The 23911-nt window shown below is 59.8% G+C and carries 22 protein-coding genes; 8 read left to right on the top strand and 14 right to left on the bottom strand.

The annotated features are described in order from the left end of the window. Window positions 1-26 precede the first annotated feature (26 nt). Window positions 27-905, bottom strand: coding sequence for an alpha/beta hydrolase (locus QP908_RS09370; RefSeq protein WP_239269655.1), 879 nt, complete (start codon window positions 903-905; stop codon window positions 27-29). Window positions 906-963: 58 nt separating this feature from the next. Continuing rightward, window positions 964-2898 (bottom strand): M13 family metallopeptidase, encoded by a 1935-nt coding sequence (locus QP908_RS09365; RefSeq protein WP_284772151.1) that lies wholly within the window; start codon window positions 2896-2898, stop codon window positions 964-966. Between the two features lie 42 nt (window positions 2899-2940). Between QP908_RS09365 and QP908_RS09360 the strand changes: the two genes are divergently transcribed. The 3 genes from QP908_RS09360 (at window position 2941) to QP908_RS09350 (ending at window position 5931) form a co-directional block, all read left to right on the top strand. Continuing rightward, window positions 2941-3522, top strand: a complete 582-nt coding sequence (locus QP908_RS09360) for a hypothetical protein (protein ID WP_239269657.1) — start codon at window positions 2941-2943, stop codon at window positions 3520-3522. After that, window positions 3523-4374, top strand: a complete 852-nt coding sequence (locus tag QP908_RS09355; protein ID WP_239269658.1) for a PrsW family intramembrane metalloprotease — start codon at window positions 3523-3525, stop codon at window positions 4372-4374. 225 nt (window positions 4375-4599) lie between these two features. After that, window positions 4600-5931 carry an SLC5/6 family protein gene (locus QP908_RS09350; protein ID WP_239302394.1) on the top strand — a complete coding sequence of 444 codons (1332 nt, stop codon included), beginning with the start codon at window positions 4600-4602 and terminating at the stop codon, window positions 5929-5931. Between the two features lie 18 nt (window positions 5932-5949). Here the strand turns inward: QP908_RS09350 and QP908_RS09345 are convergent, their stop codons facing one another. The 8 genes from QP908_RS09345 to betA form a co-directional block, all read right to left on the bottom strand. Next, on the bottom strand, window positions 5950-6798 hold the full coding sequence (locus tag QP908_RS09345) for a hypothetical protein (RefSeq protein WP_239269660.1): 849 nt from the start codon (window positions 6796-6798) through the stop codon (window positions 5950-5952). 72 nt (window positions 6799-6870) lie between these two features. Continuing rightward, window positions 6871-7179 carry an MGMT family protein gene (locus QP908_RS09340; protein ID WP_239269661.1) on the bottom strand — a complete coding sequence of 103 codons (309 nt, stop codon included), beginning with the start codon at window positions 7177-7179 and terminating at the stop codon, window positions 6871-6873. 20 nt (window positions 7180-7199) lie between these two features. After that, window positions 7200-8027: a VOC family protein gene (locus tag QP908_RS09335; protein WP_284772150.1), complete on the bottom strand. Its 828-nt coding sequence runs from the start codon at window positions 8025-8027 to the stop codon at window positions 7200-7202. Next, the gene (locus tag QP908_RS09330) at window positions 8028-8312 is read right to left on the bottom strand and encodes an RNA-binding S4 domain-containing protein (protein WP_023016489.1); all 285 of its coding nucleotides are present in this window, start codon (window positions 8310-8312) and stop codon (window positions 8028-8030) included. A gap of 57 nt (window positions 8313-8369) precedes the next feature. Next, entirely contained in the window at window positions 8370-8699 is a 330-nt protein-coding gene (locus QP908_RS09325; RefSeq protein ID WP_005276253.1) for a YbjQ family protein, read from the bottom strand. Window positions 8700-8708: 9 nt separating this feature from the next. Next, window positions 8709-9356 (bottom strand): LysE family translocator, encoded by a 648-nt coding sequence (locus QP908_RS09320; RefSeq protein ID WP_005276251.1) that lies wholly within the window; start codon window positions 9354-9356, stop codon window positions 8709-8711. Window positions 9357-9462: 106 nt separating this feature from the next. Beyond that, on the bottom strand, window positions 9463-10146 hold the full coding sequence (locus QP908_RS09315) for a LysE family translocator (RefSeq protein WP_239269663.1): 684 nt from the start codon (window positions 10144-10146) through the stop codon (window positions 9463-9465). A 28-nt stretch (window positions 10147-10174) separates the two neighbouring features. Beyond that, complete coding sequence (betA, locus tag QP908_RS09310; protein ID WP_239269664.1) at window positions 10175-11947, bottom strand: choline dehydrogenase; 1773 nt, start codon at window positions 11945-11947, stop codon at window positions 10175-10177. A 333-nt stretch (window positions 11948-12280) separates the two neighbouring features. Here betA and betT point away from each other — a divergent pair, with 333 nt between their 5' ends. The 3 genes from betT (at window position 12281) to QP908_RS09295 (ending at window position 17664) form a co-directional block, all read left to right on the top strand. After that, a complete protein-coding gene (gene betT, locus QP908_RS09305; protein ID WP_239275737.1) occupies window positions 12281-14521 on the top strand; it encodes a choline BCCT transporter BetT in 2241 nt (746 codons plus the stop codon). A 45-nt stretch (window positions 14522-14566) separates the two neighbouring features. Next, complete coding sequence (locus QP908_RS09300; RefSeq protein WP_239269666.1) at window positions 14567-16144, top strand: aldehyde dehydrogenase family protein; 1578 nt, start codon at window positions 14567-14569, stop codon at window positions 16142-16144. 167 nt (window positions 16145-16311) lie between these two features. Beyond that, window positions 16312-17664, top strand: coding sequence for a hypothetical protein (locus QP908_RS09295; RefSeq protein ID WP_284772149.1), 1353 nt, complete (start codon window positions 16312-16314; stop codon window positions 17662-17664). 444 nt (window positions 17665-18108) lie between these two features. Here the strand turns inward: QP908_RS09295 and QP908_RS09290 are convergent, their stop codons facing one another. From QP908_RS09290 to QP908_RS09280, 3 genes are read right to left on the bottom strand one after another with little or no spacing between them, the layout of a single operon-like run. Then, the gene (locus QP908_RS09290) at window positions 18109-18828 is read right to left on the bottom strand and encodes an SDR family oxidoreductase (protein WP_237792272.1); all 720 of its coding nucleotides are present in this window, start codon (window positions 18826-18828) and stop codon (window positions 18109-18111) included. Window positions 18829-18862: 34 nt separating this feature from the next. Continuing rightward, the gene (locus QP908_RS09285) at window positions 18863-19405 is read right to left on the bottom strand and encodes an NADPH-dependent FMN reductase (RefSeq protein WP_284772148.1); all 543 of its coding nucleotides are present in this window, start codon (window positions 19403-19405) and stop codon (window positions 18863-18865) included. A 39-nt stretch (window positions 19406-19444) separates the two neighbouring features. After that, window positions 19445-20134, bottom strand: coding sequence for an alpha-ketoglutarate-dependent dioxygenase AlkB family protein (locus QP908_RS09280; protein WP_284772147.1), 690 nt, complete (start codon window positions 20132-20134; stop codon window positions 19445-19447). A 45-nt stretch (window positions 20135-20179) separates the two neighbouring features. Here QP908_RS09280 and QP908_RS09275 point away from each other — a divergent pair, with 45 nt between their 5' ends. Both QP908_RS09275 and hrpB read left to right on the top strand, forming a co-directional pair. Beyond that, entirely contained in the window at window positions 20180-20845 is a 666-nt protein-coding gene (locus QP908_RS09275) for a sugar O-acetyltransferase (RefSeq protein ID WP_284772146.1), read from the top strand. Then, entirely contained in the window at window positions 20846-23116 is a 2271-nt protein-coding gene (gene hrpB / locus QP908_RS09270) for an ATP-dependent helicase HrpB (RefSeq protein ID WP_284772145.1), read from the top strand. A 1-nt stretch (window position 23117) separates the two neighbouring features. On the opposite strand, the gene QP908_RS09265 is transcribed toward hrpB, so the two are convergent. Continuing rightward, on the bottom strand, window positions 23118-23888 hold the full coding sequence (locus QP908_RS09265; protein ID WP_284772144.1) for a TSUP family transporter: 771 nt from the start codon (window positions 23886-23888) through the stop codon (window positions 23118-23120). Window positions 23889-23911: the final 23 nt, after the last annotated feature.

Raw genomic sequence — 23911 nt, 5'->3', positions numbered from 1 at the left:
AGCTGTGCAGCCAGCCGCAGCCGGTTTTATTGCGTCAGCTCACCGCGCAAAAATTCGGCTGCATCCTGCACCCGCTGGCGCGCCACGGCCGGGGTGGACACGCGGTGGGTCGAGACATAATCGCGCTCTTTAGCTTGGGGAATGTGGACACGATCGGCTATCTCATCCTCGGTCGCGGTCTGCACGAAGGTCTCAGGGAATTGTTTAGGCAGCTCATAGCCCACGCGGTAGTCCTCCGGCAGGTTGGCTAGGGCGCCGAAGTCGGGGAAGGTGAGCAAGAGGGCATCGGCAGGCGCGAGCGCTGCCAATGCACCGCCGGAAGAATATCCCCACGTGGTGACGTGGGAGGCGCCCTGCTCGCGGGCATAATCAATGGCGCGGTTGACCGCCGCGACCATGTCTTTGACCGTATGCTCCGGCGCGAGCGGATAATCCACGTCAATGATCGTGGTGCCGGAAAGCTGCGCGGCGGCGGCAACCTCGGGGCGCCACTGCATTTCCAGCGCCTTCCCATCGCCGCGCCACCAGCCGCCGGAGTGCAACGATACCGCCCACCGGCCAGTGGGCTCAGAGGGGCGAAAAATGGCGCCGACCTCGGCGGAGTCTACGGTAATGCCGTCCGTAAACGCCGTACCCGGAAGCGCATGATTAACGCCGGTGCCCAACACCATCATGGCGGCGTGGGTGATGCGGTCTGGCAGTAGGGCGCAATACTGGTCCGCCTCCGGCGAGCCACCGCCGACCCAAGGCGGGCGGAAATCCGGCGCCTCATAATGGGCGTCGATATAAGAAACCAGCTGCTCTAGCTGTTCTTCCTCGCTCATCTGGCGGTCTTGCCCGCCGATGCGCCATTGTTGGCCGGGCTCTAGCGGCCGGTGCGGATCTTTATCGTGTGCATCAGTCATATTTCCGAGCCTACGCGTGCACATGATGCGCACAAGGCAGGCTCGGGGAAGAACTAATTTACCAGATGGTGACGCGGTCCGCCGGGGCCAGGTACATCGGGGAGTCTTTGTCTACGTCGAAGGCCTCGTAGAATTCGGCGATATTCGCGGCGATGAGGTTGCAGCGGAACTCCGCGGGCGAGTGCGGATCAATGGCCAGGTACTGGGTCGCCATCTCCGGGCGGATGGCCGTGCGCCAGACGCGGGCCCAGGACAAGAAGAAGCGCTGCAGACCGTTGTAGGTGTGCTCGGCCAATTCCGGCTCGGCGCCGTCGACCACAAATTCTTCTTCTTGGCCCAGCAGGTCAATGCCCTTATCGGCGCAGTAATTCTTGTAGGCCACCACGGAAATGCCCAGTCCGCCTAGGTCACCAATGTTTTCACCCAAGGTGAATTTGCCGTTGACGCCGGAAGATTCGGTGCCAGCATCCTTTAGCACCGTAGGCACCTGGCCATCGAATTGCTCCACCAGCTTTGCCGTGAGCGCCTCAAAGTCCGCGCGGTCTTCATCGGACCACCAGGAGTTCAGGTTGCCCTGGCCATCGAATTGCGAGCCCTGGTCATCAAAGCCATGGCCGATTTCGTGCCCGATGACAGAACCAATGGCGCCGAAGTTCTCAGCGGCATCCGCATCCGGGTTATAGAACGGCGGGCGCAGGATGGCGGCCGGGAAGGTGATGTCATTGACCACCGGGTTATAGAAGGCGTTGACGGTCTGCGGGGTGGTGACCCACTCGTCGCGGTTGGCGGGCTTGCCAATCTTTGTCAGTTCATAGTCGTGGGAAAAGGCGGACCCGGCGCGGGCATTGGCAATCAGTTCCGCGCCCTGGTCAGAAATCTCCAGCCCGGAGTAGTCGCGCCAGGTATCGGGGAAACCAATCTTGGCCTTGAACTGGGAAAGCTTTTCTAGGGCGCGCTCGCGGGTCTGCGGGGTCATCCACTCCAGCTGGGAAATGCGCTCGCGGTAGGCAGCGATGAGATAATCCACCAGCTCATCCATCTCGCGCTTGGAGGATTCTGGGAAGTGCGCGTCCACGAACTCCTTGCCAATTTCCTCTCCTACCAGGCTTTCTGCCAGGCCCACCGCGCGCTTCCAGCGGTCGCGCTGCTGGGGCGCACCAGAGAGCCGGGTGCCGTAGAACTCGAAGTTCTTTGCGCCTACTTCTTCCGGCAAGAGGGCCGCGCGGGAGCGCAGGATGTGCCAGGTGGCCCACAGCTGCCAATCAGCCATGCGGTCAGCGGTAAAGAGCTTTTCCAGGTGCTCCAGGTAGGACGGCATCATATTGACCACGCGGTGCTCCGGCAGCTTTCCGCCGGCGAGCAAGGCTTGGGTGATGGAGGGCAGCTCAGAAAACTCGCACGGGTTATTGGTCTTTACCGCATCGCGGGTAGAAACCACGTCCCAGTGGCCCGCCGCCAGTTCTTTTTCCAAACCGACGATGCGCTCGGCGGCAACTTCGGTGCCGAGGCCAAATAGGCGGGTGGGCTCGATAAAGCCCAGCATCTCCGCCACGTGCTTCTCGTAGGCGGTCAGCGTTTCCGCGTGCGCTTCCTCGCGGTAGTAGGCCTCATCCGGCAGGCCTAGCCCGGATTGCACGATATAGGCAACGGCCTCTTCCGAGCCGGAGTCCTTTTCCACCCAGAACGTCGCCGGCGCCCCCACGCCCTCGCGCTCGAGCTCGCCCAAGCGGTGCGCCAATTCCGTGGGATCGGCGGCGCTCAAGCGGTCAAGGTCCGCATCCAATGGAGCCATGCCGGCATTGTTGACGCCCGCGGTATCCATGAAGGATGCATACAGCTTGCCGGGGCGAGCATCGTTGTCTTTGACGATGTCATGAACCAGTTCTTCTGCTTCATCGCGCAGCGCGTGGAAGGTGCCATCCACACCGCGATCATCTGGGACAACGTGATTTTCTACCCAAGGTCCGTTGACTAATTGATAAAGATCTTTCATGGTTGCCACTGTAGGCCAAACCTTCCAGTTAAGGTATGGACTATGGAAAAATTCCGCTTTCCACCAGCCCGGCCGCGCGTCCTCTTTATCGCCGTCCTTGCCTTCGTGACGGTGGTCCTCGCCTTGCCCGCCATCGTCCACGCGGTGCTACCGCCGCACCCCGCCGATGTGGAGCAAGTAACCCTGTCTGATCCCAGCCAGGACTGGGATATTACCGTGCCTGATCTGTACTGCGAGCGCGACTATACTTCGCTGGCTAGCGTTGGCTGGACCTGCGGTGACACCTCCGTGCAGGCGGTCATCGTGGAAGATACCGACGACGATGAACACACCCTGCGCCGCATGGTCCGGGCCTATGGCATGGCCCCAGGTCTTCCCGAGGGCGAGGTCTACGAAGGTAAAAATGGCGCCCTCGCGCTTGCCGATGCCCCCTCCTCCACCGCCGCCATCTCCATCAACGGCACCGGTGCGGACGAAAATAAGGACTGGGTGGTCACCGTCACCGGGGAATCCGCCGCAACGCGCACGACCACTCAACGCCTCTGGAAGGCCTTCGGGCAAGACGAACTACCAGAAGAAGTCACCGCTGATATCGAGGAGTTTTCTGGAAAGGCCTTGGTTTAAATGTCTAAGCTCTTTCGCACCGCGCTGTGGATTTTCTCCGGTCTGGGCCTTATCGGTTTTATCTCCCAGACGGTCATCACCCTATTGATCTCACCGCTGATGGGCATTATCAGCATCCTCATCGCGGCGATCCTCGTCGCGGTAGTCATCGCGCTATTGCGCCTGAGCCCTATGTGGGCGCGCCCGGCGCGCGTATGGGCACCGCTTGCCTTTTTATGGGGCTCCGGCATGGCCATTAGCTTGGCATCTATGAGCTCCCCGGCGGTCATGCAGCTCGCCATCAATTCAGGCTGGATCGATTCCTTCATGTCCTGGAGCGGCGCCTATCCCGAAGAGATTTCCAAGGCCACGGGCGTTTTATTCGTCCTGATGTCCTTCCGCCAACTCAACCGCCCCTGGCACGGGTGGATGGTCGGCGCCGTCATCGGCCTTGGATTTGAAGCCAACGAAAACATCCTTTACGGCTCCATGGGCGCTACCACCCACCCGGATAGCGATTTCACCGGGCTCATACAGATGTGGGGCCTGCGCCTTATCGCCGGCCCTGGCCTGCACGTTTTGCTCACGGCGCTGGCCGGTTGGGGCATCGGCTGGGCCCTCTACGCTGCCGCCAAGCCGCTCTGGTGGCGCATCAGCGTGGCACTCGGCTGCCTCGCGGTATCCTTCCTCCTCCACTTTGGTTGGAATTACCTGCACGATTCCGATATCGCGGCCGTTATCCAGGCCCTTGCCGTAGCTATTATCTTGTACCCGCTGAGCGTCTGGCTCATCCTGCGCGGCAATAAATACGCACACGACGATGACAGCTACAGCCACAGCACCGCAGAGGAGGCGCTATCCTTCACCCGCTAACCCCAAGCCGTGCTTGTTTCTCCCAAAATGTCCAAACCAACCGCATTCCGCCAAAACTTCTCCAGCTTTCAGAGAAACGCGGTTGCTTTAGACGCTCGAGCCTTCCGTAGATCCCCCCGGCCGCAAAAATCTGTGGTTTAAGGCACATGCGGGTAGTGACTTTCGCTACACTCTCTACAAGGCGCTTTTGCCACCTATCCTCCACTTTAAGGACTGAGGACCTTCATGAATGCCCCAACCCACGAGTCCCGCACGGATGACAGCACGGAAAGTACCGAGGGGGCAGCTCCGACAAATTCCGCAGAGGAAGCCAACCGGCAGAAGGCGGTGGGCTCCGCCCTGTCTTGGGTCATCGCGCTTTTTGGCACCGGTGTTGGTGCCGGCATCCTCTTCTTGCCGCTCAACGCCGGCGCCTTCGGATTTTGGCCGCTCGTCTTCGCCACCGTGTTCATCTTCCCGCTGGTGTATTTTTCCCACCGGACCTACGCCCGCATAGTCAGCGGCGCACCACAAGAACAACACGGGAAAGACGTCCTAGAGCTGGTGCGCTACTACCTTGGCCGCAATAGCGGCCTTTTCATCGCCGTCTTGTATTGGCTGGCCATCGTGCCAACAGTGCTCATTTATGGCATCAGCATTACCAATGTGGTCGATAGCTTCATCGTCAACCAGCTCGGCGGGCCGAGCATCAACAGGTGGATACTATCCATTGCCTGCGTAGGCGTCATGACGGGCCTTTTTGCCATCGGCCGCCGCCCCATGCTGTGGCTGGCCCAGATGCTGGTCTACCCGCTCATCGTCGCCTTGGCGGCAACCTCCATTTATTTGATCCCCAAGTGGGATTTCGAAAGCTTCCTCAACGTTGAATACGAAGGCGGTATCTGGGGAATCCTTAAGGGCATCCTGCTTATTCTTCCGGTGCTGGTCTTTTCCTTTTCCCACATGGCCGCGCTATCGCAATTCTCCGTAGACGTGCAGCCGGCCTACGGCAAAAAGACGGAGAAGTTCGTCTCCCGCGTGGAGCTCTATACCGCCGCAATGCTCGTGGTATTTACCATGTTCTTCGTCTGGTCCTGCGTCCTCGCGCTCGGAGCGGACGGATTGAAGGAGGCAGCCGATCAAAACATCCCGGTGCTGTCTTATTTCGCCAACGTCACGGGCACGCCGTTCATTGGTTATATGGCACCGCTAATTACCATGTGCGCGATCATCTCTTCCTACTTCGGGCACATGCTTGGTTCCGAGGAAGGCACCGAGTACCTCCTGCGCATTGCCGTTCCCCGCATGGCCAATAAGCTTTCGCGCCGCGCGCTGCTCAACATCATTTATGTCATCGTATTCGTGGCAACGGCCCTCGTGGCCGTCTTCAACCCCTCCATCATGGACATGATTTCAGTGGTTGGCGGCATCTTCGTGGCATTCTTGGTCTATCTGGTGCCGGTCTACATGTTTAAAAAGGTCGATGACTATTCCCAGTTCAAAAACGACATCTGGAATTACTTCGTCTTTTGCATGGGACTTGTCATCATGGCCGTGACCGTCTGGAACCTGATCTAACGGCCAGTCCCTCGGCGCTTATTGGCACACCCGCACTTGGCTTACCTGCGCCAGGGCTTGATTAGCGTTCGCGCACGCTTGGCGCTCAAGATCGGCCGCGGTGCGGGTGGCATCGCGAAGCGCCTGCTGCGCAGGTTCTGGCAGGTTGAGGTCGTTTTCGATGCGCGCGCCGATGGCCTCACTGGACCCGCCGACCGGCGCATTGTCGATGCCGCGCATGACATCCGCGGTATGGGTCTGCGCATCGCCATACGTATTGGCGGCTACGGTAAACCCATGCCCGGTAGATACGGAGGCGTGGATGGTGCGGTCATCGGACCAACCGAATTTGGTGCCCCATACTCCGGGAATGTGGTCGGTGCCGAAATCCTGGCGGTACCCATCCGCAGCCACGGGAGCAGCAGTGGCCATTCCCGCAAAAATGGGTGCTGCGATGGGGTCGTGCTGGATCTCCGCGGTAAACCGCGCGATATCTTCGGTCGAGGTCTGCGTGGTTCCCCAGTAGCCGGTGTAGTGAGTTTCACTCAGCCCGAATTCTTGGATGATGCTGGGAATGGCCTGCGGGTAGCGGCGGTCCAGGTCGCTGGCCACATTATCGTCGCTATAGCGAATCATATTTTCCACTTGGGCCTTATCGGCGGCAGAACCATACTTGAGCACCCAATATCCCAGGTAGAGCTTGCTCAAGGATAGCGCCGGGCGGGACTCGTGACTATTGGCAGTCGAGACGGTGGCGCCGGAATCGTGCCTAACGGTGATCTGCGTACGATCAGGCACTGATTGGGGATCGAGGCTGACCGCTTGGGCAGCGGGAATGGTCACGAAGGAAAGTGCGGTAACGAGAGAACCAATAGCTAATTTTTTCATAACGCATATAGCGTAGCCGTGGATGTACATCGCCGCAGGCTATAAATGCAAAAAGTTTCCCTATTGTACTATCTATCGCAGCAATACTTCTAGGTCCCGCGCATCCATGCCGTGCTTATGCATGGCGACGCGCCCGTGGGAGTGCTCGATGCCCTCGCGGTTCCAGTATTCTTCCGCGCGAACGGGATCGTGGGAGGCACCATTGGCGCGGACCACGCGCCACCAGGCGGCGTTACCGCCGTGCCTATTCATCACGGTGCCGACATTGCGGGCCCCGCACCCGGCGAGTTTTGCCACCTCCCCGTAGGAGGACACATTGCCGGGCGGGATAACGGCCACGATGGCTAGCACGCGCTGTGCCAAATCAGAGGAGCCTGTCATCAACGCCTCTCTCCCCGCGCTTAGTCCCTGGTGGGGTTGAGCACGTCGTCGGATTCGGTGGGCTCATCCTCGGGGGCGTCTTCGACCTCAGTCAGGGTGACGGTCGCGCCGGTGGAATCCGCGAGCAGGCACATGCGCCCGAAGGGGGAATCCCACGGCTCGCGGATGATTTCACCGCCGAGCTCTACCGCTTTCTTGGCGGCTTCATCGATATCGCGCACCCCTAGGTAGGTCTGCCAGAAGCTCGGCACCTGGGGTGGGAACTGGCCTTCAGCATTCCACAGGCCCGCGAACGGGGCGCCGTCTTCTTCCACGGTGGCGTAAATGAAATTCTCGTCCTCAGACTCCATGGCGCGAATCTCCCAGTTGAATAGCTCGCCATAAAAGTCCATGGCCTGCTGGAATCGCGTCGTGGCGGTCAGCTCGTGCCATACCGGGGTGCCGGGTTCGCCACCGGCGACGAAGTGCTCTGGGCCAGAGGGCTGGATGAGGCCGAACATGCCACCGGCGGCATCGGCAAGCAGGGCCATGTGGCCCAGCTGCACGGGCTGGGGCGCGGCGAGGATCCTCCCGCCGAGGTTCTCCGTGCGCTGGCAATCGCCGTCGATGTCTTTGGAGAGGAAGTAGGTCACCCAGGTATCCGGCGTGGGGGCTTCCTCCGGCTGCGGGATGAGGCCGGCGATGGGCAGGCCCTGCAGGCGCGCCATCTGATAGGGGTTGTCCTCCTGGGTCTCGGCCGAAATTTCCCAGCCCAAGACCTGCTCATAAAAGTGGGCGGACTTGCGCGGATCCGAGGTGGTCAGATCGATCCAGTAGGGCATGCCTACTTCGGCTTCAAATGCGGGCATTTATAGATTCCTCCACTTTTCCGGATCAAAGTCATCGTCTGCGGTGGCTTCATCAAAATAGTCATCATCATCGTCGGGCTCGCCCACGCGCGCGCAGGTGCCTTCGATGCACACCTCATCGCCAATCTGCAGCGTAGCGCCGCGGCGGGTCTCGGTGTCACCGTTGACCGTGACCGCGCCTTCTGCGATAAGTTCCTTGGCTTCACCACCGGTTCCGACCAAGCTGGCCAGTTTAATAAACTGGCCCAATTTGATGGACTCGCCAGAAATTGCAACCTCAAGCATGCCGCCCAGCTTACCCAGAGCCCGTTGCCGCGCGGCTATGGGTGGGGGTGGACAGGCTTAGTCACGCGCGCGCAGGGAGACCGCCGTGCCCGTGGCGGTGACCAACAGCATGTCATTATTGGTGCCCATTGGGGAATAGTCGAAGGCGATGCCCACCACGCCATCAGCACCCAATTCCTGGCCGCGGCGCCACAATTCATCCAGCGCCGCCTCGCGGGCCTTGATGGCTTCGCTTTCATAGCCTGAGGCGCGTCCACCGGTAATATTGCGTATCGATGCCCCAAAGTCTTTGAGCATATTGATGCCGGTAACGGTCTCACCAGCGATGATGCGCAGGTATTTGGTGATTTCATAACCGTCGACGGTATTTGTGGTAGTAAAAATCATAAGTTCAGCCTACATCGCAATAAGCCCACGGATGCCTTCAAAGAGGATAACCACGCCGAGGAGCAGGAAGACGATGCCACTGACGATGTCCACCCACGCCGAGTTCTTGGCCATCCACTTCGATACCGCGCGCGTGCTCAAGCCGACGCCGACGAAGAGCACCAAGCTTTCCAGCACCAGTACCGCGGCGACGACGACGTTTCCGCCCACGCCCATTCCTGGGTCGATGAAATTGGCAAAGATGGCGCCAAAAAAGATGACCACCTTGGGGTTGGAAAGATCGCAGACCAACCCCATGCGGTAGGCCGTCTTTGCCTTAATAATTCCGTCCGGGGTAAACCCTCGCGGTTGGGGTGCCTGCTTTTCCGTGCCCACGACGGTGGCGGGTGCGCGCCGTTCCCGCAGGCCGGAGGAAATCGCGCTATAGGCCATCCACAGCAGATAGCTGCCGCCGAGGACCTGCAGGAGCACCAGGATGCCCTCATGCGTAGAGATCAATGCCGAAAGCCCGGCGAGCGAAGCGATGGTCCACAGGGCAAGGCCCGTCGTGCTGCCAATGGCCACCCACACCGCCGCGCGGGTGGACCGCGCACCCAGGCGGATAATCTGCACCACATCCGGCCCCGGCGAAGCCATGGCCGCGAACCATACGCCCATCAGGGTCACAAGGGCACCTATAGCCACCTAACACCTCCACATTCGTATGCATTTTTACTAACGCATTCAACTGTAGGAAGTGTCTCACCTGCAGCGAAACAGGTAACTACTGTGATTTCAGCAGCGCGGTGGCACCCTCCCCGGCCATCACCACACCGAGCAGGCCAAAGACGAGGCCTGAGACCATATCGATGCCGGCGGAATACCGCGCCGTCCACCGCGCGGCCGCGCGCACGAGCAGCGCAAAGGCGGAAAACCACACAAAGGACATGGCCGCGAGGATTAACGCCACCGCGATAGTCCACCCCACGGACATATCCGGGCGGATGAATTGGGCGAATACCGCACCGAAAAACACCAATGCCTTGGGGTTCGACAGGTTAGTCACCAGCCCCAGCTTGAAGGCCCGCCAGTTGGTCATGTCTTCGACGTCGGCATCGCCAGCCGCCCGTGCCTGGTCCGCATAGTCTTCCGTGTCCACCTCGTGAGCGGGCGCGCGCCGCGCGGCTAACCCGCTGCGCAGGGACGATACACCCATGTACAGCAAGAAAAGCCCACCGAGCAATTGCAAGATGCTCAGCACGCCCGGCCGCGCCGTAATTAGCGCCGATAAACCGGCCAGGGAGGCGACAATCCAAAAGACCGTCCCGCTAAATACCCCCACCGCGCACAATAGCCCGGCGCATGTGGATCGTGGGGCCACGCGAATGACCTGCACGATATCCGGGCCCGGAGACACCAAAGCCGCGAGCCAAATTCCCATCAAGGTAAGAAGAGAGGAAATGGTCACGGCTTTGTCTCCTTAATGTAAGCGGGCGTTAGTAAGCACCCTTCGGTGCCTCTTTGTGGTCACGGATTGCCTCGCCTTCGGCGTAGAGCGGCATATCCTCGTGTGCCTTGTACCACGGAGTGTAGTTGGGCTCGAGCGGCGTGCGGCCGGCAATGAGGTCAGCAGCCTTCTCGCCCACCATCATAGTCGGGGAGTAGATATTGCCGTTGGGAACCGAGGGGAATACGGAAGCATCGGCAATATACAGGCCATCGATGCCCCATACTCCCATGGTTTCTGGGTTCACCACGGCCATGGGATCGGACTCATCGCCCATCTTGGCGGTGCAGGATGGGTGCAGTGCGGTTTCGCCGTCATTGCGGACCCACTCCAAGATTTCCTCATCGCTCTGGACCTCTGGGCCCGGGCTGAACTCGCGGGCGCCAACTTCCTCCATTGCCTTGGTATCCAGCAAGGAGCGGGCGACGCGGACGGCTTCTACCCATTCGCGGCGGTCCTGCTCAGTGCGCAGGTAGTTAAAGAGGATGGAGGGCTTTTGCCGGATATCGGAGCTCTTGATGTGCACGTGGCCCTTGGTATCGGAGAACATCGGGCCGACGTGCCACTGGAAGCCGTGCTTAACGTCGGCCTTTTGGCCGTCATAGCGCACCGCCATGGGCAGGAAGTGGAACATCAAGTTCGGGTAGGCCTCATCCTCGTTGGAGCGCACGAAACCGCCGCCCTCAAAGTGCGAGGTGGCCACTGGACCCTTCTTCGTCAGCAGCCACTGCAGGCCCATGAACGGCCAGCGCCACTTATCCAGGTAGGGCTGGGAGGAAGCGGTGGACTTGGTGGTCTCGTACTGGATGTAGACCTCGAGGTGGTCCTGCAGGTTCTCACCCACGCCGGGCAGGTGCTTGACGACGTCGATGCCGTGCTTTTCCAAGATCTCGCGGTCACCCACGCCAGAGACCTCAAGCAGCTGCGGGGTATTGATGGCACCGGCAGACAAGACGATCTTTTCTGCGAAGACGCGGTGGGTGCCACCCTGCCACTCGTATTCCACGCCCACTGCCTTGGTGCCTTCAAAGAGGATCTTGGTGGTAAATGCGCGGGTCCGCACCTCGAGGTTGTCGCGGTCCTGGTTAGGGTACAGGTAGGCGCGGGCAGCGGACCAGCGCTTGCCGTGCTTGATATTGCGATCGAAGGGGGCAAAACCTTCTTGGCGGTAACCGTTGACGTCATTGGTCAGGTTATAGCCAGCCTCTTGTACCGACTTAAATAGCGCCTGGAACAGCGGCGAGGTAGCAGGACCGCGGGACAGGTAGAGCGGGCCATCGTGGCCGCGGCGCGGATCATCGTCTTCTGCGGCAGCGGTGGTTTCCATGCGGTTGAAATACGGCAAGCAGTGGGCAAAATCCCAGTTATCCATGCCCGGGTTCTGGCCCCACTTTTCGTAGTCCATGGGGTTGCCGCGCTGGTAGATCATGCCGTTGATGGAAGAGGAACCGCCAAGCACCTTGCCGCGCGCATGGTAGATGCGGCGACCATTCATCTCCGGTTCCGGATCGGATTCATACATCCAGTCATAGTTCTTTGCCCCGATGGGGAAAGAGAAACCGGAAGGCATGTGGATGAATAGGTCCCACAGGGAATCCGGGCGGCCGGCCTCAAGAACGAGCACGCGGGTGTCTTTATCCTCGGTCAGGCGAGCGGCGATGACGGAGCCGGCAGAGCCACCGCCGACGACGACCACATCGCTGACCTCATCCGTCGCCCTCTTTGTCGAGCGCTTCTTAGTCAACTTGTCCACAATACCCATAAATCCCCTTCCTTCTGTGAGCCATCTCACGCGTAGTTCTCGCCGTATTTCGGGCGGATCCATTGTATCCTGCGCAAAAAATCTATACTTTTCCGCTTTCATTTATGCGCAATAGCGCCCCCAGAATACACATCTGGTGGACGTTTTCCCAGATTAATGTATATTTACGGTGTTCGGGTATGCATCTGAGTAGATGAAATCCGGGGTCTTTACGCATAGATTGCTCGCATATGATTTATGCCACCAACCTATCTCTTACCCCTCTTTTCGGGGAATTGCGGGGCAGTCTTGCGAAAGATTCGACACTTAATCGATCAAGACTAGGAGAAGTAGATGGCAAACCGTGGTCCGCACGACCATGAAGAGTCCCACACAGGGGATTCCGACACCTCTCTCGCTCACTCCACTGGGGAAACTCACCCAACTGGGGACAAGGGCCATAAACCGCGCAACCAAGTCCGCGCCATCGTCGGCAGCTACAAGGCCGAAACCGGCGACGATGTCGGCGCAGACGAGGTGGCCGCGCCCAAGCCCAATTGGCCGGTCTTTATCATTTCCGGTGTCCTGATTATCGCCATGGCCCTGTATGCGGGCTTTGGCAAAGAATCCGCGGCGAATACCCTCGCCAGCGTCACCGGATGGATCGGCACGAACCTGGGATGGTTCTACGTCCTGACCGCCACCATCGCCGTGGTCTTCGTCCTCTACATCGCCTTTTCCAATACCGGCAGCATCCGCATGGGCCCGGACCACTCCCGGCCCAAATTCAATACCTTCTCGTGGGTATCCATGCTCTTTGCCGCCGGCATCGGCGTGGACCTCATGTTCTTCGCCGTGGCCGAGCCGGTCACGATGTACATGGACCCGCCGGTGGGCGATGGCGAAACCATGGAGGCCGCAAAAGAAGCCGTGGTCTATGCCATGTTCCACTACGGCCTTACCGGCTGGGCGCTCTATGCGCTAATGGGCATGGCCTTTGGTTACTTCGCCTACCGCCTGAATATGCCGTTGGCTATCCGCTCGGCGCTGTACCCGCTCATCGGCAAGCGCGTGCATGGGCCCATTGGTTCGGCGGTGGACATTGCCGCCATGCTGGGCACCGTCTTTGGCGTTACCGCATCCCTGGGCATCGGCGTGGTGCAGCTGTCCTACGGGTTCCACCTCATCTTCGGCATCGAGCAAGGACTGGGGCTGCAATCAGGGCTCATCATTATCGCGGTCGCCATTGCGACGTTGTCTGCCGTATCCGGTGTGGATAAAGGCATTCGCTTCCTCTCCGAGCTCAATGTCTACCTGGCCATCGCGCTGATGATCTACGTCGTGGTCTTTGGCAAGACCGCCTACCTTTTCGACGCCATCGTCACCAATATCGGTGACTACGTCTCCAAGTTCCCCTCCTGGACGCTGGAGACCTTCGCCTTTGCTGAGGACCAAGCCAGCGTGGATACCTGGATGCAGTCCTGGACCCTCTTCTTCTGGGCCTGGTGGATTGCCTGGGCAACCTTCGTCGGCCTATTCCTGGCCCGCATTTCCCGCGGCCGCACGCTGCGCCAGTTCATCCTGGGCACGCTGACCTTCCCCTTCCTGTTCATCTTGATGTGGATGTCCTTCTTTGGCAATACCGCCCTGGACATGGTGCGCTCCGGTGACTATCCGGAATTTGCAGAAAACGCCATCAACGTTCCGGAGCAGGGTTTCTACGACATGCTCCAGGAATTCCCTGGCTCCGCCATCGTCATCTTCCTGACCACCTTCATCGGCCTGCTGCTGTATATCACCTCGGCCGACTCCGGTGCGCTGGTCATGTCGAACTTCACTTCCCGCATCACGGATAACCGGCAAGATGGCGCCCGGTGGCTGCGCATTTTCTGGTCCATCACCGTCGGCGCGCTCACCTTGGCGTTGCTACAGCTCGATGGCATTGCCACCGTGCAGTCTGCAACCGTGGTCATGGGCCTACCCTTCGCGTTCGTGGTCTACCTCATCATGTTCTCGCTCTGGAAGTCGCTGCGCCTGGAAATCCTCCAGCGTGAGGCCCGGAAAACCGCGTTGCACGGCGCCATCAGCAGCCGCACCGAGCGCGAGCCGAGCGATTCCAACCTGTGGAAGAACCGCCTGGACCGCGCCAATTCCTTCCCCACCAAACAGGACATGGATGACTACCTGCGGGGAACCGCCACCTACGCCCTCGAGCAGGTGGCCACGCAAATGCGCACCCGCGGCTATGACGCCATCTTGCTCACCAGTGAGCTTCCCGATGCCGAATTGCCCCAGCTCGATCTCGAAGTCCGGCTGCACAACGAGCGCCAATTCCGCTACCAGCTCTTCCCTGTTTCCGCGGAGCGCCCGGACTTCTGCGAGGGCGACGGCGAGTACTACCGCCTTGAGGTCTACGACATGACCGGTTCGCTGGGCTATGACGTCTACGGCTACTCCGAAAACCAGATCATCAATAACGTGCTGGACCTGTACGAGCGCCACCTGGCATTCCTCTACATGCAGCAAAGCCAGCCGGGCGATTCCGATGTCTCCGATGGCGCCGAGCCGGAACGCACCTGGCGCGAAGATAGTTAAACTGGCGGGCGATACCGCCGCAATTAGAGAAAGGTTGCTTGCACTTTGAGCACCCAGAACACCTTGTTCGATCCCACGACCACCGAATTGCTCCAGGGCGTGCACTCCGGTGATGCCCCGAAGTCGCTCTTCATCAACGGCCAGTGGGAGGCCGCCCAGGATGGCGAGACCCGCACCATTGTCTGCCCTGCCGATGGCTCTACCGTCGGCGTCGTCTCCGAGGCATCCGAGGCAGATACCCTGCGTGCCATCCAGGTTGCACGTGAAACATTCGATAAGGGCGAGTGGGCCGCAACGCCGTCCGCCGAGCGCGGCAAGATTGTCATCCGCCTGGCGGATTTCATCCGGGAACACAAGGAACTTTTTGCCCAAGCCGAATCCGCGGATACCGGCAAGCGCTACGAGGAATCCCTGGGCGATATGGACGATATTGCCAATGCTTTCGAGTACTTCGGCACCTTGGCCCAGCACCAAGCCGGCCGCGTGGTCGACCCGCAAGATCCCAACCTGCGCTCGCGCATCGACGCCGAGCCGGTGGGCGTCTGCGGCCTGATTACCCCGTGGAACTACCCGCTGCTGCAGGTGTCCTGGAAGGTGGGCCCAGCCCTTGCTGCCGGCAATACCTTCGTGCTCAAGCAGGCGGAGCTGACTCCGCACACCGCCATGCTGCTCATGGCGGCGCTGAAGGAATGCGGCCTGCCGGATGGCGTGGGCAACCTCATCACCGGCGCCGGCGCCAACTGCGGCAATCCGCTCTCCCAGCACCCCGACGTGGACATGGTCTCCTTCACCGGCGGCCTTATCACCGGCAAGCTGATTGCAAAGAACGCGGCAGAGACCGTCAAGCGCACCGCGCTGGAGCTCGGCGGCAAGAACCCGAACGTCATCTTCGCCGATGCCAACTTCGACGTCGCCGTGGATAACGCGCTCAACGGCGCCTTCTTCCACTCCGGCCAGGTCTGCTCCGCTGGCTCGCGCATCGTAGTGGAAGAGTCCCTGCACGATAAATTCGTTGCCGCACTGGTCGAGCGCGCCGAGAAGATCAAGATCGGTGGCCCCACCGATGAGAAGGCCGAGACCGGCCCGCTCATTTCGGCCGATCACCGCGAGAAGGTAGCAGCCTACGTGGACAAGGCCCGCGAACAAGGCGCCAAGATCCTCACCGGCGGCCGCGCCGCCACCAGCGAGGACACCAACGGCCAGCACGGCACCGGCACCACGGATCTGGGCCAGGGCGTGTACTACCTGCCCACGATTATCGATGGCGCTACCCGCGAGATGGACTGCGTCCACGACGAGGCCTTCGGTCCGACCGTGACCATCGAGACCTTCACCACTGAGGAGGAGGCCATCGAGATCGCAAACGATACCGAGTATGGCCTGGCCGGCGCGGTGTACACCTCCGATGCCGGCCGCGCCGAGCGCGTTGCCCGCGCCCTGCGCCACGGCACCATTTGGATCAATGATTTCCACCCGTACCTGCCGCAGGCGGAATGGGGCGGCTACAAGCAGTCCGGTAATGGCCGCGAGCTGGGCCCCACCGGCCTTGCCGAATACCAAGAGCACAAGCACGTGTACCAGAACCTGGCCCCTGCCGCATGGGATCAGTTCGGTCTGCAATAAGGCGCAAAAAATTATAAAGCCTAAGGCCCCTCGCTCATTGATGAGCCTGCGGGGCCTTAAAAACTATTCATTAACCCATTTTGCTGCTGTGTAATTCATCTCGATCACCGCGTTGGCAACTATAATCATGGCCTGTACTTGGCCAAATCTATTTTTTAGGATCTCTAATGAAAGATCTCAGCACCCTCGAATTAGAAATAGAGAACCCCAAAACACGAGCACTCCTCTCCGAAGTTATTAATTGCTATCATGCAGGCGCCCACCGTGCCTCACTAGTTTCGCTGTGGATCACAGTTGCCGTAGACCTTATCCATAAACTTCGATATCTGGCAGATACTGGCGATAATGAAGTGCGCAAGCACTTGGAAGGCTATGACACTGCTATTAGAGATAAAAACGTCACCCGAGCTCAAGAGTTCGAAAGGACACTCCTCAAGAAGTGCGAAGAAGAATTTAATCTTCTAACCCACCGGGAAAGAGAGGAACTCCAAAGGCTTAAGACAGATCGAGATTTGTGCGCTCATCCTGGCTTCATCGAGAATGATAAACTGTTTGAACCCGACGGAGAACTAGTACGCTCTCATATTATCGCCGCACATCGTGCAACATTCTCTCATCCACCGATAGCGGGTAAGGCTCAACTCGAACTATTCAAAAAAGAAATCTTAAGCGACGGTTGGCCCGACGATGAAGACTACTTTGTTGACCGTTTCTACCGGCATTCCACAAAATCGACACAACTGAATCTTTGCAAGCTCTTGATCAAGTGGAGCTTAAAATCCACTGCGGAGCTACCAGAGAAAGATCCGAGGGTAGGTTCACGGGCACGGTCATCAGCTTGTAGCCTGAGCACTGCAGCACCCGGTGATTTCGAAAGAGCTCTTAACAGCGTTCTTGCTAACTGGGAGAAAAGCGGAAAGCTAGATGACGCCACTCTTATTCGTGCTGTCGGGGCATACGGCTCACAGCAGACTTTTTGGGATACTATCCCCGGAACCGCCGAAAAACGTCTATCAACGGTAATCTCCGCAGCTAAAGACTCCGATCTCTTTTCAAAAGGTTACTTAGCTGGCGACCCTCCGCTCAAACAGAAATTTAGGGACCGCAGATCTCAACTAATCGACAATCTGGAAGCAAAGCAACTAGCTACATTACATAATTTAACTTCCGATCGTGAATCTTTAATTCAACGGGCTTTAGTGCTGGTCAGGGAATCTTGCAGTTTTCGTGATGCCGAGGCGAATCTTCGCGCTTTGGAACTTTTTGCTAAAGATTTAAAAAAGGATCATATAGAGACACTATTTCAGGCAATAAAGAACAATAAATACGATCAGGTTCGTCTAGCGGCGAGAACCGAAACAATTCTTATCAGCATCATTAAACAACAAGAAAATATAGATGCGTCACTGGATAATTGGAAGTCAATTGTCAACTGGCTTAGCGAACGTGGCTCAGAAGATTCAAATGATGACTACTTGTACTTAGATCTGTCAAAAGCCCTCAAGGATTTGAGTCACTAGTGACCGAGCATAACAGGCAGAGTAGTTTTGAAGTGAAACTCATCTAAACTCAGAAAACTTCACAAGCTTAATCATCCAAGCTTGGTTCCATGTACTAAGTAAAATTTGAGGCTTCGTAATTTATTTGAAAATCGCGAGCGCTTAATCCGTTTTCGCGATGTTCATCCTCGCATGTCACTCCAAGTCGACGGAACACATCAGCTAAGTAATTTTCGTTGTTCAAATCCTATTTGACTGCTTCTCGTGCAAGTTTGCACTGCTACTTAAACGCTCCAAACCTTTGGTGAACTTTCAAGAAAATTTTCAAAACTCTATAAATATTTGTCGCACAATATCGAGAACTCAGGTTCCTTTTCTCTCTTCTTCTAACTTACTTGTCGTTACAAAGGGATCGTCATTTACACTCCGGAGTATCAAAGGTTCGATGCTCGAAAGCAAGGCAGCCTAGCTTTGCGTGCGCGGCTTGATGGTCATCGTATCCACGTTGACGTGGGCCGGTTGGGCAGCAACCCAGCGGATGGCCTCGGCAATATCCTCTGCCACGAGGTTGAGCTGGCCGTCATACACCTTGGCCGCGCGTTTCTCATCGCCCTTGAAGCGCACCAAGGAAAAGTCCGTGGCCACGCGGCCAGGATCGATCTCGGTAACGCGCACATCGTGGTTTTCTAGGCGCAGCGCGCGAGAAATCACGCGCACGCCGTGCTTCGCGGTGTTATAGCCTGAACCGCCTTCGTACACCGTCCAGCCGGCAATGGAACCGACATTAATAATCAGCCCGGAAAGATCCGGCACCCGCTCTAACTTGGGCATGAGCGCCTGAATCATGCGCACGGTGCCGAGCACGTTGGTCTCGTACATCCACTGCCAGTCCTCAATGGAGGTATCGACAAGCGGCTCCAAGCCCTTGGCACCGCCGGCGTTATTGACCAAAAGATCTACGCGGTCGAGGTGGGAGACGAACTTGGAAACAGAAACATCGGAGGTAACGTCCAGCTCATAGGCCTCGCCACCGATTTCATTGGCAAGCTGCTGCAGGCGGTCTGTGCGGCGAGCTCCCACCACGACGTGCCAACCGTCCTTGGCCAAAGAGCGCGCGGTGGCCTCCCCAATACCAGAGGAGGCACCGGTTACTACTGCTACTTTCTTTTCAGTCATGCACCCCATGCTACGCAGCGCGCAGCACGGTGCAGGGCTTTTTCTACTGGAGTGCGTCCTCGAGCTCAGAAAGCAGGGAATTTGCGCGCTCGTAGGAGTCATCGCTGGGGCGGAATTCGCCGTCGTTCCAATCGGTAAAGATATTAAAGTCCAGCTGGTTGCGCAGCTGTGGCATGGAGAAGTTAGCCACGACATTGCGCCATGCCTCGACCGCGCGCACGCCGCCGACGGAACCATAGCCCACGAAGGCCACCGGCTTGCCCGCCCATTCCGCGCCGAGCGAGTCGTAAGCATTCTTGAACGCACCGGGCACGGAGTGGTTGTACTCCGGGGTCACGAAGACGAAGCCATCGCAGGCATCGACGGCCTTGGACCATTCCTGCACGTTGGCGTCATCGTACTGCTTATTCGCCGCACCCGGAACAACCTCGCTGGTGAGGATGGGGATATTGAACTTCTTGAGCTCCAACAGCTGGTACTCCACGCCATTCTCACGGCCTTGGGCGAGGTCGTTGACCCACTCGCCTACTGCCTGGCCTGCCGCCTTATCGCGGGTGGAACCGATGATGATGCCAATTCGGGACATAAGAAAAACCTCTTTTCTTCAACCTTTATGTAACCCGCCCTAGCCTACCGCGCTCGCCGAAACTTGTCTGATGGTGATATTGATTCTGCCTTCTTGCAGCCCGCATCCCTCCGGCAGCGTGCCATCATTTACCCGCACCACCCCGTGGTAGGCAAAGCGCTTCGGCCCGCCAAAGACCACCAAATCACCCGAGCACAGGGTCACATCGTCCCAGGGCTTGGTGCGATTTTCGGTATGGCCTATGCGGAAGAGGGCCTCATCCCCAATCGAAAGCGAAATCACGGGCGCGGGCGATTCCTCAGAGTCATCTACGTGCATGCCCATCGCCGAGCCGGGCGGATAATAATTCACCAGCGCCATCTCCGGCACGAAGTTATCCACCCATGGTTCAAGCTCCGGGGCAACCTGGGCCGCCTGCCGCAGCGCCGCCGGGGCCAATTCCCGCAGGCTATCCGGTACCGGCGGCACCACCGTGCCTTCCATATTGTCCACGTACCGGTAACTGGGGTAATGCCAATACCGGCCAAGATGCAGCTGAAATACGCTCATCTGCCCGCCCGATTTCAGCCGCGGCTGCACCATCGCCATCGGCGTATGCGCATACGCGCGAGCAATCTCCCGCGTCTCTTCTACAAGGGCCTTTTGCTTGCCGATGCCCACCCATCCCGGCACGTGCCCCACGCCCGGCGCGACGTACGCATTCGGCCGCGGCAGCGAATCAAAAAGCATTCCTCCACCCTAACCGCTAATCGGTTAGGCCACGCTCCTTCTACAATGGCCACCATGGATGAACAGAAGCTGCACGACCTGCAACGCTACGGCACTTGGGAGCGAATGACCGGTGGGCAGTGGCACCTGCCGGGCATGGGGGACATCGATAAGGAGCACCAGCGCACCTTTGGGCTGATTGGGCAGTTCAACGATCTGCACAACACCGATAAGGAGCAGGCGAAGGAAATCTTGCGGGAGATCCTGCCGAAGGAATCACACGTGCCGGGGGCGCACGCGCCGCTGAATATGGAATACGGTTGCAATATCGTCTGTGGGGAAGGCGTCTTCATCAACTTTGGCAGCAGCATTTTGGCCCAAGCCAAGGTCACATTCGGTGACCGCGTGCTGATTGGACCCAATTGCTCGTTCATTACGGTGGGCCACCCCGTTAACGATCACGCGATGCGCGAGGGCGGGTGGGAAATCGCCCAACCCATCACCGTGGGGCGCAATACCTGGTTTGGGGCCAATGCCACCGTCATGCCGGGGGTTACCATTGGTGAAAACTGCGTTATTGGCGCCGGCACGCTGGTGACCAAGGATATTCCGGATAATTCGCTGGTCCTGGGCACGCCCGGCTGCGTGGTGCGCACGCTGGACGGCGATGAGGATTCGTGGGAGCGCAAGGATTTGGACGGCCCCGTGGAAGGTTTTGGGGCCGCCAACTAAATGTTCGATCTTGCCAGCATCGGCGCGGGGCTGCCCGTAGCCGAGACCATCGATTCGCTGCCTCGCACCGGAAACGTCGTCATTCAGGCACCGCCCGGCACGGGTAAAACCACGCTCGTGCCACCAGCACTAGCCAATCATTCCGCAGGGCGCGGCAAGGTCATCGTCACCGCCCCGCGCCGCGTGGCCGTGCGCGCGGCCGCCCAGCGCTTGAGCACCCTCAGCGGCACCCCGGAGAAGGTCGGTTTCGCCATCCGCGGCGAATCCCGCACGGGAAGCGAGGTCGAATTCGTCACCCCGGGCGTGCTGCTGCGCCGCCTGCTAAAGGATCCGGAGCTCGAGGGCGTGGCCGCCGTGGCCATCGATGAGGTTCACGAGCGCCAGCTGGATACGGATCTGGTGCTCGGCATGTGCCTAGAACTGGCCGAGCTGCGCGAGGACTTCCGCGTCATCGCCATGTCCGCCACGGTAGACGCACAGCGCTTTTCCCAGCTCATGGGCGCGCCCGTCCACACCACCGAGGCGGTGACCTATCCCCTGGATATCCAGTACGCGCCGCAGCCGGGGCGCGCGGCGGGATCGCGGGAGTTTTACGGGGGCATCGCCAAGCAAGCGGCCCGCCAACACGAATCCACGCTGGTCTTCGTGCCCGGCGTGCGCGAGGTCAACCTGGTGTGCGAGGAGCTGCAGGGCCATAATGTTTTCCCGCTGCACGGCAAGCAGACCACCGCGGAGCAGGATGCCGCGCTTTATACCGATGAGCAGCGCATTGTGGTGGCGACATCCATCGCAGAGTCTTCGCTGACGGTGCCTGGCGTGCGCGTGGTGGTAGATGCGGGGCTGGCCCGCGTTCCCCGGCGCGATGCGCAGCGCGGTATGTCTGGCCTGGTGACGGTCTCCACGTCGAAATCGAGCGCGGACCAGCGCGCGGGCCGTGCCGGCCGTGAGGCGCCAGGTACGGTCATTCGTTGCTATTCCCAGGACGATTACCAGCACTTTTCCCCGCACACCACGCCGGAGATCCTGTCCGCGGATCTCACCCAGGCCGCGCTGTTTCTGGATTGTTGGGGCGCGGGCCCGGATTTCCCGCTGCTCGATCCGCCGCCCGCCCAGGTACTTGCGGCCGCGCGCGCCACCCTCGAGCGCATTGGCGCGACGCAGGAGCTCGCCCTGCTGCCCACCGATCCCCGCCTCGGCGCGGCCCTTATCCGGCACGGCAGCCAGGCGGCCCCCACCATCGCCGCGCTTGCCGATGCCCCCACCAACACCACCGATCTCACCCGTCGCCCCGCACCGCAGAAGGAAGTCAAGCGCCTGTCCCGCCTGGTGGAGGATCTCGGCCCCGCAGACCCCGGCGAAGTCGTCGCCACCGCCTATCCCGAGCAGGTGGCCAAGCGCGTGGGTGAAGACTACCTGCTGGCCAGCGGCACCCGCGCACGGCTGCTGGATAACTCCGGGCTGGCCGGCTCGCCGTGGCTCGCCATCGCGGAGGTCACCCTCTCCAATGCCGGAAACCCCATCATCCGCACCGCCGCGCGCATCGAAGAGTCCGCCGCGCTGGATGCCATCGGCGTGACCGAAGAAACTCGCGCCTTCCTGCGTGGGGGCCGCGTGCGCGGGGTCAAGGTCCGGGCGGCCGGGGCGATTGTGTTGTCCGAAACCCCGGTCAAGGTCACTGGCGATGCCGCTGCGCAAGCCCTAGCCGCCGGCATCCGCGAAGAGGGCCTGGGCTTATTTACCTTCAGCGAGAAGGCCCAGAGCTTAAAAGATAGGCTCCGCCACCTGCACGCGCACTACGGCGATCCGTGGCCGGATGTCGATACCGCCGATCCCGCCGAGTGGCTCGGGCCCGAGCTGCACCAGATTGCCGCGGGAACCCCCACCGCCAAGATAGACATGTACCCCGCCCTGCAGCGCCTGCTTCCCTGGCCCGAAGCCACCCGCTTAGACGAGCTCGCACCTCAGCGCCTCCCAGTGCCCTCCGGCCGCGATGCCAAAATCGACTGGTCGGGCGAGCGCCCCGTGGTCCACATCAAGTTGCAGGAGTGCTTCGGCCTGGCCGAATCTCCGGAGTACTGCGGCAACCGCGTGCAATTTCACTTGCTCTCCCCCGCCGGCCGCCCGCTGGCGGTCACCGATGATCTTGCTAGCTTCTGGTCCGGCCCCTACGCCGGGGTGCGCGCCGATATGCGCGGACGCTACCCCAAGCACCCGTGGCCCGAGGATCCGTGGAATGCCATCGCCACCGCGCGGACCAAGAACCGGATGTAGCCTAACCCCACTGCTGCCAGGATAAATAGCAGCTCATGACCACGACCAAGGTAAGCAGGGCGTAGCGGATAAACTTCGTCCCGCCGCTGAGCACCGTCCGCGCGCCCACCTGCGCGCCGAGGATATTGGCGGCGGCCAACGCGATGCCAAGGGTCCACCACACGTGGCCGCCAAGGATGAAGGTCACCAGCGCACCGAGGTTCGTGGCGGTATTGACCACCTTGGCCATCGCCGCGGATTTTAAGAAGTTCTGGGAGAAGATGAAGGTAAAGGCCATAATCAGGAACATGCCGGTACCCGGGCCAAAGATGCCGTCATAAAAGGAAATCACCGCGACCGCCGCAATCCCCGCCCAGGTGCGCCATCCGCCGCGGATCCCGGGTGACTCGGTGGTACCAAAGCTCGGCTTAAAGGTCACGAAAAAGCCCACCACCACTAACAACACGATGATGAGCGGGCGCATGATGTCACTATTTAGATTCGCCGCCACACTCGCGCCCAGCCCGGCGCACACGAGGGCGATGAGGGCATAGCGAACGAGCTCCCCTGCGGGCGGACGCACCTTGCGCACCAAGGTCACGGCCGCCGATGCCGTGCCGGATACCGCCGCGAGCTTGTTGGTGGCCAGCGCCGTTGCCGGCGCAAGCCCCGGAATCACGGCAAGCAATAGCGGAATTAGCACGAGGCCTCCCCCGCCGATGACCGCGTCGATCCAGCCTGCCCCCGCCGCTCCCACAAGGAGCACCGCCCACTGCGCCACGTCGATATCCATGAGGAGATCATAAACCCCGCGGC

Source organism: Corynebacterium sp. MSK204 (genome assembly GCF_030229885.1).
In the GTDB taxonomy this organism is placed as follows: Bacteria; Actinomycetota; Actinomycetes; order Mycobacteriales; family Mycobacteriaceae; genus Corynebacterium.
This window is presented reverse-complemented; position numbering and strand designations above follow the sequence as displayed.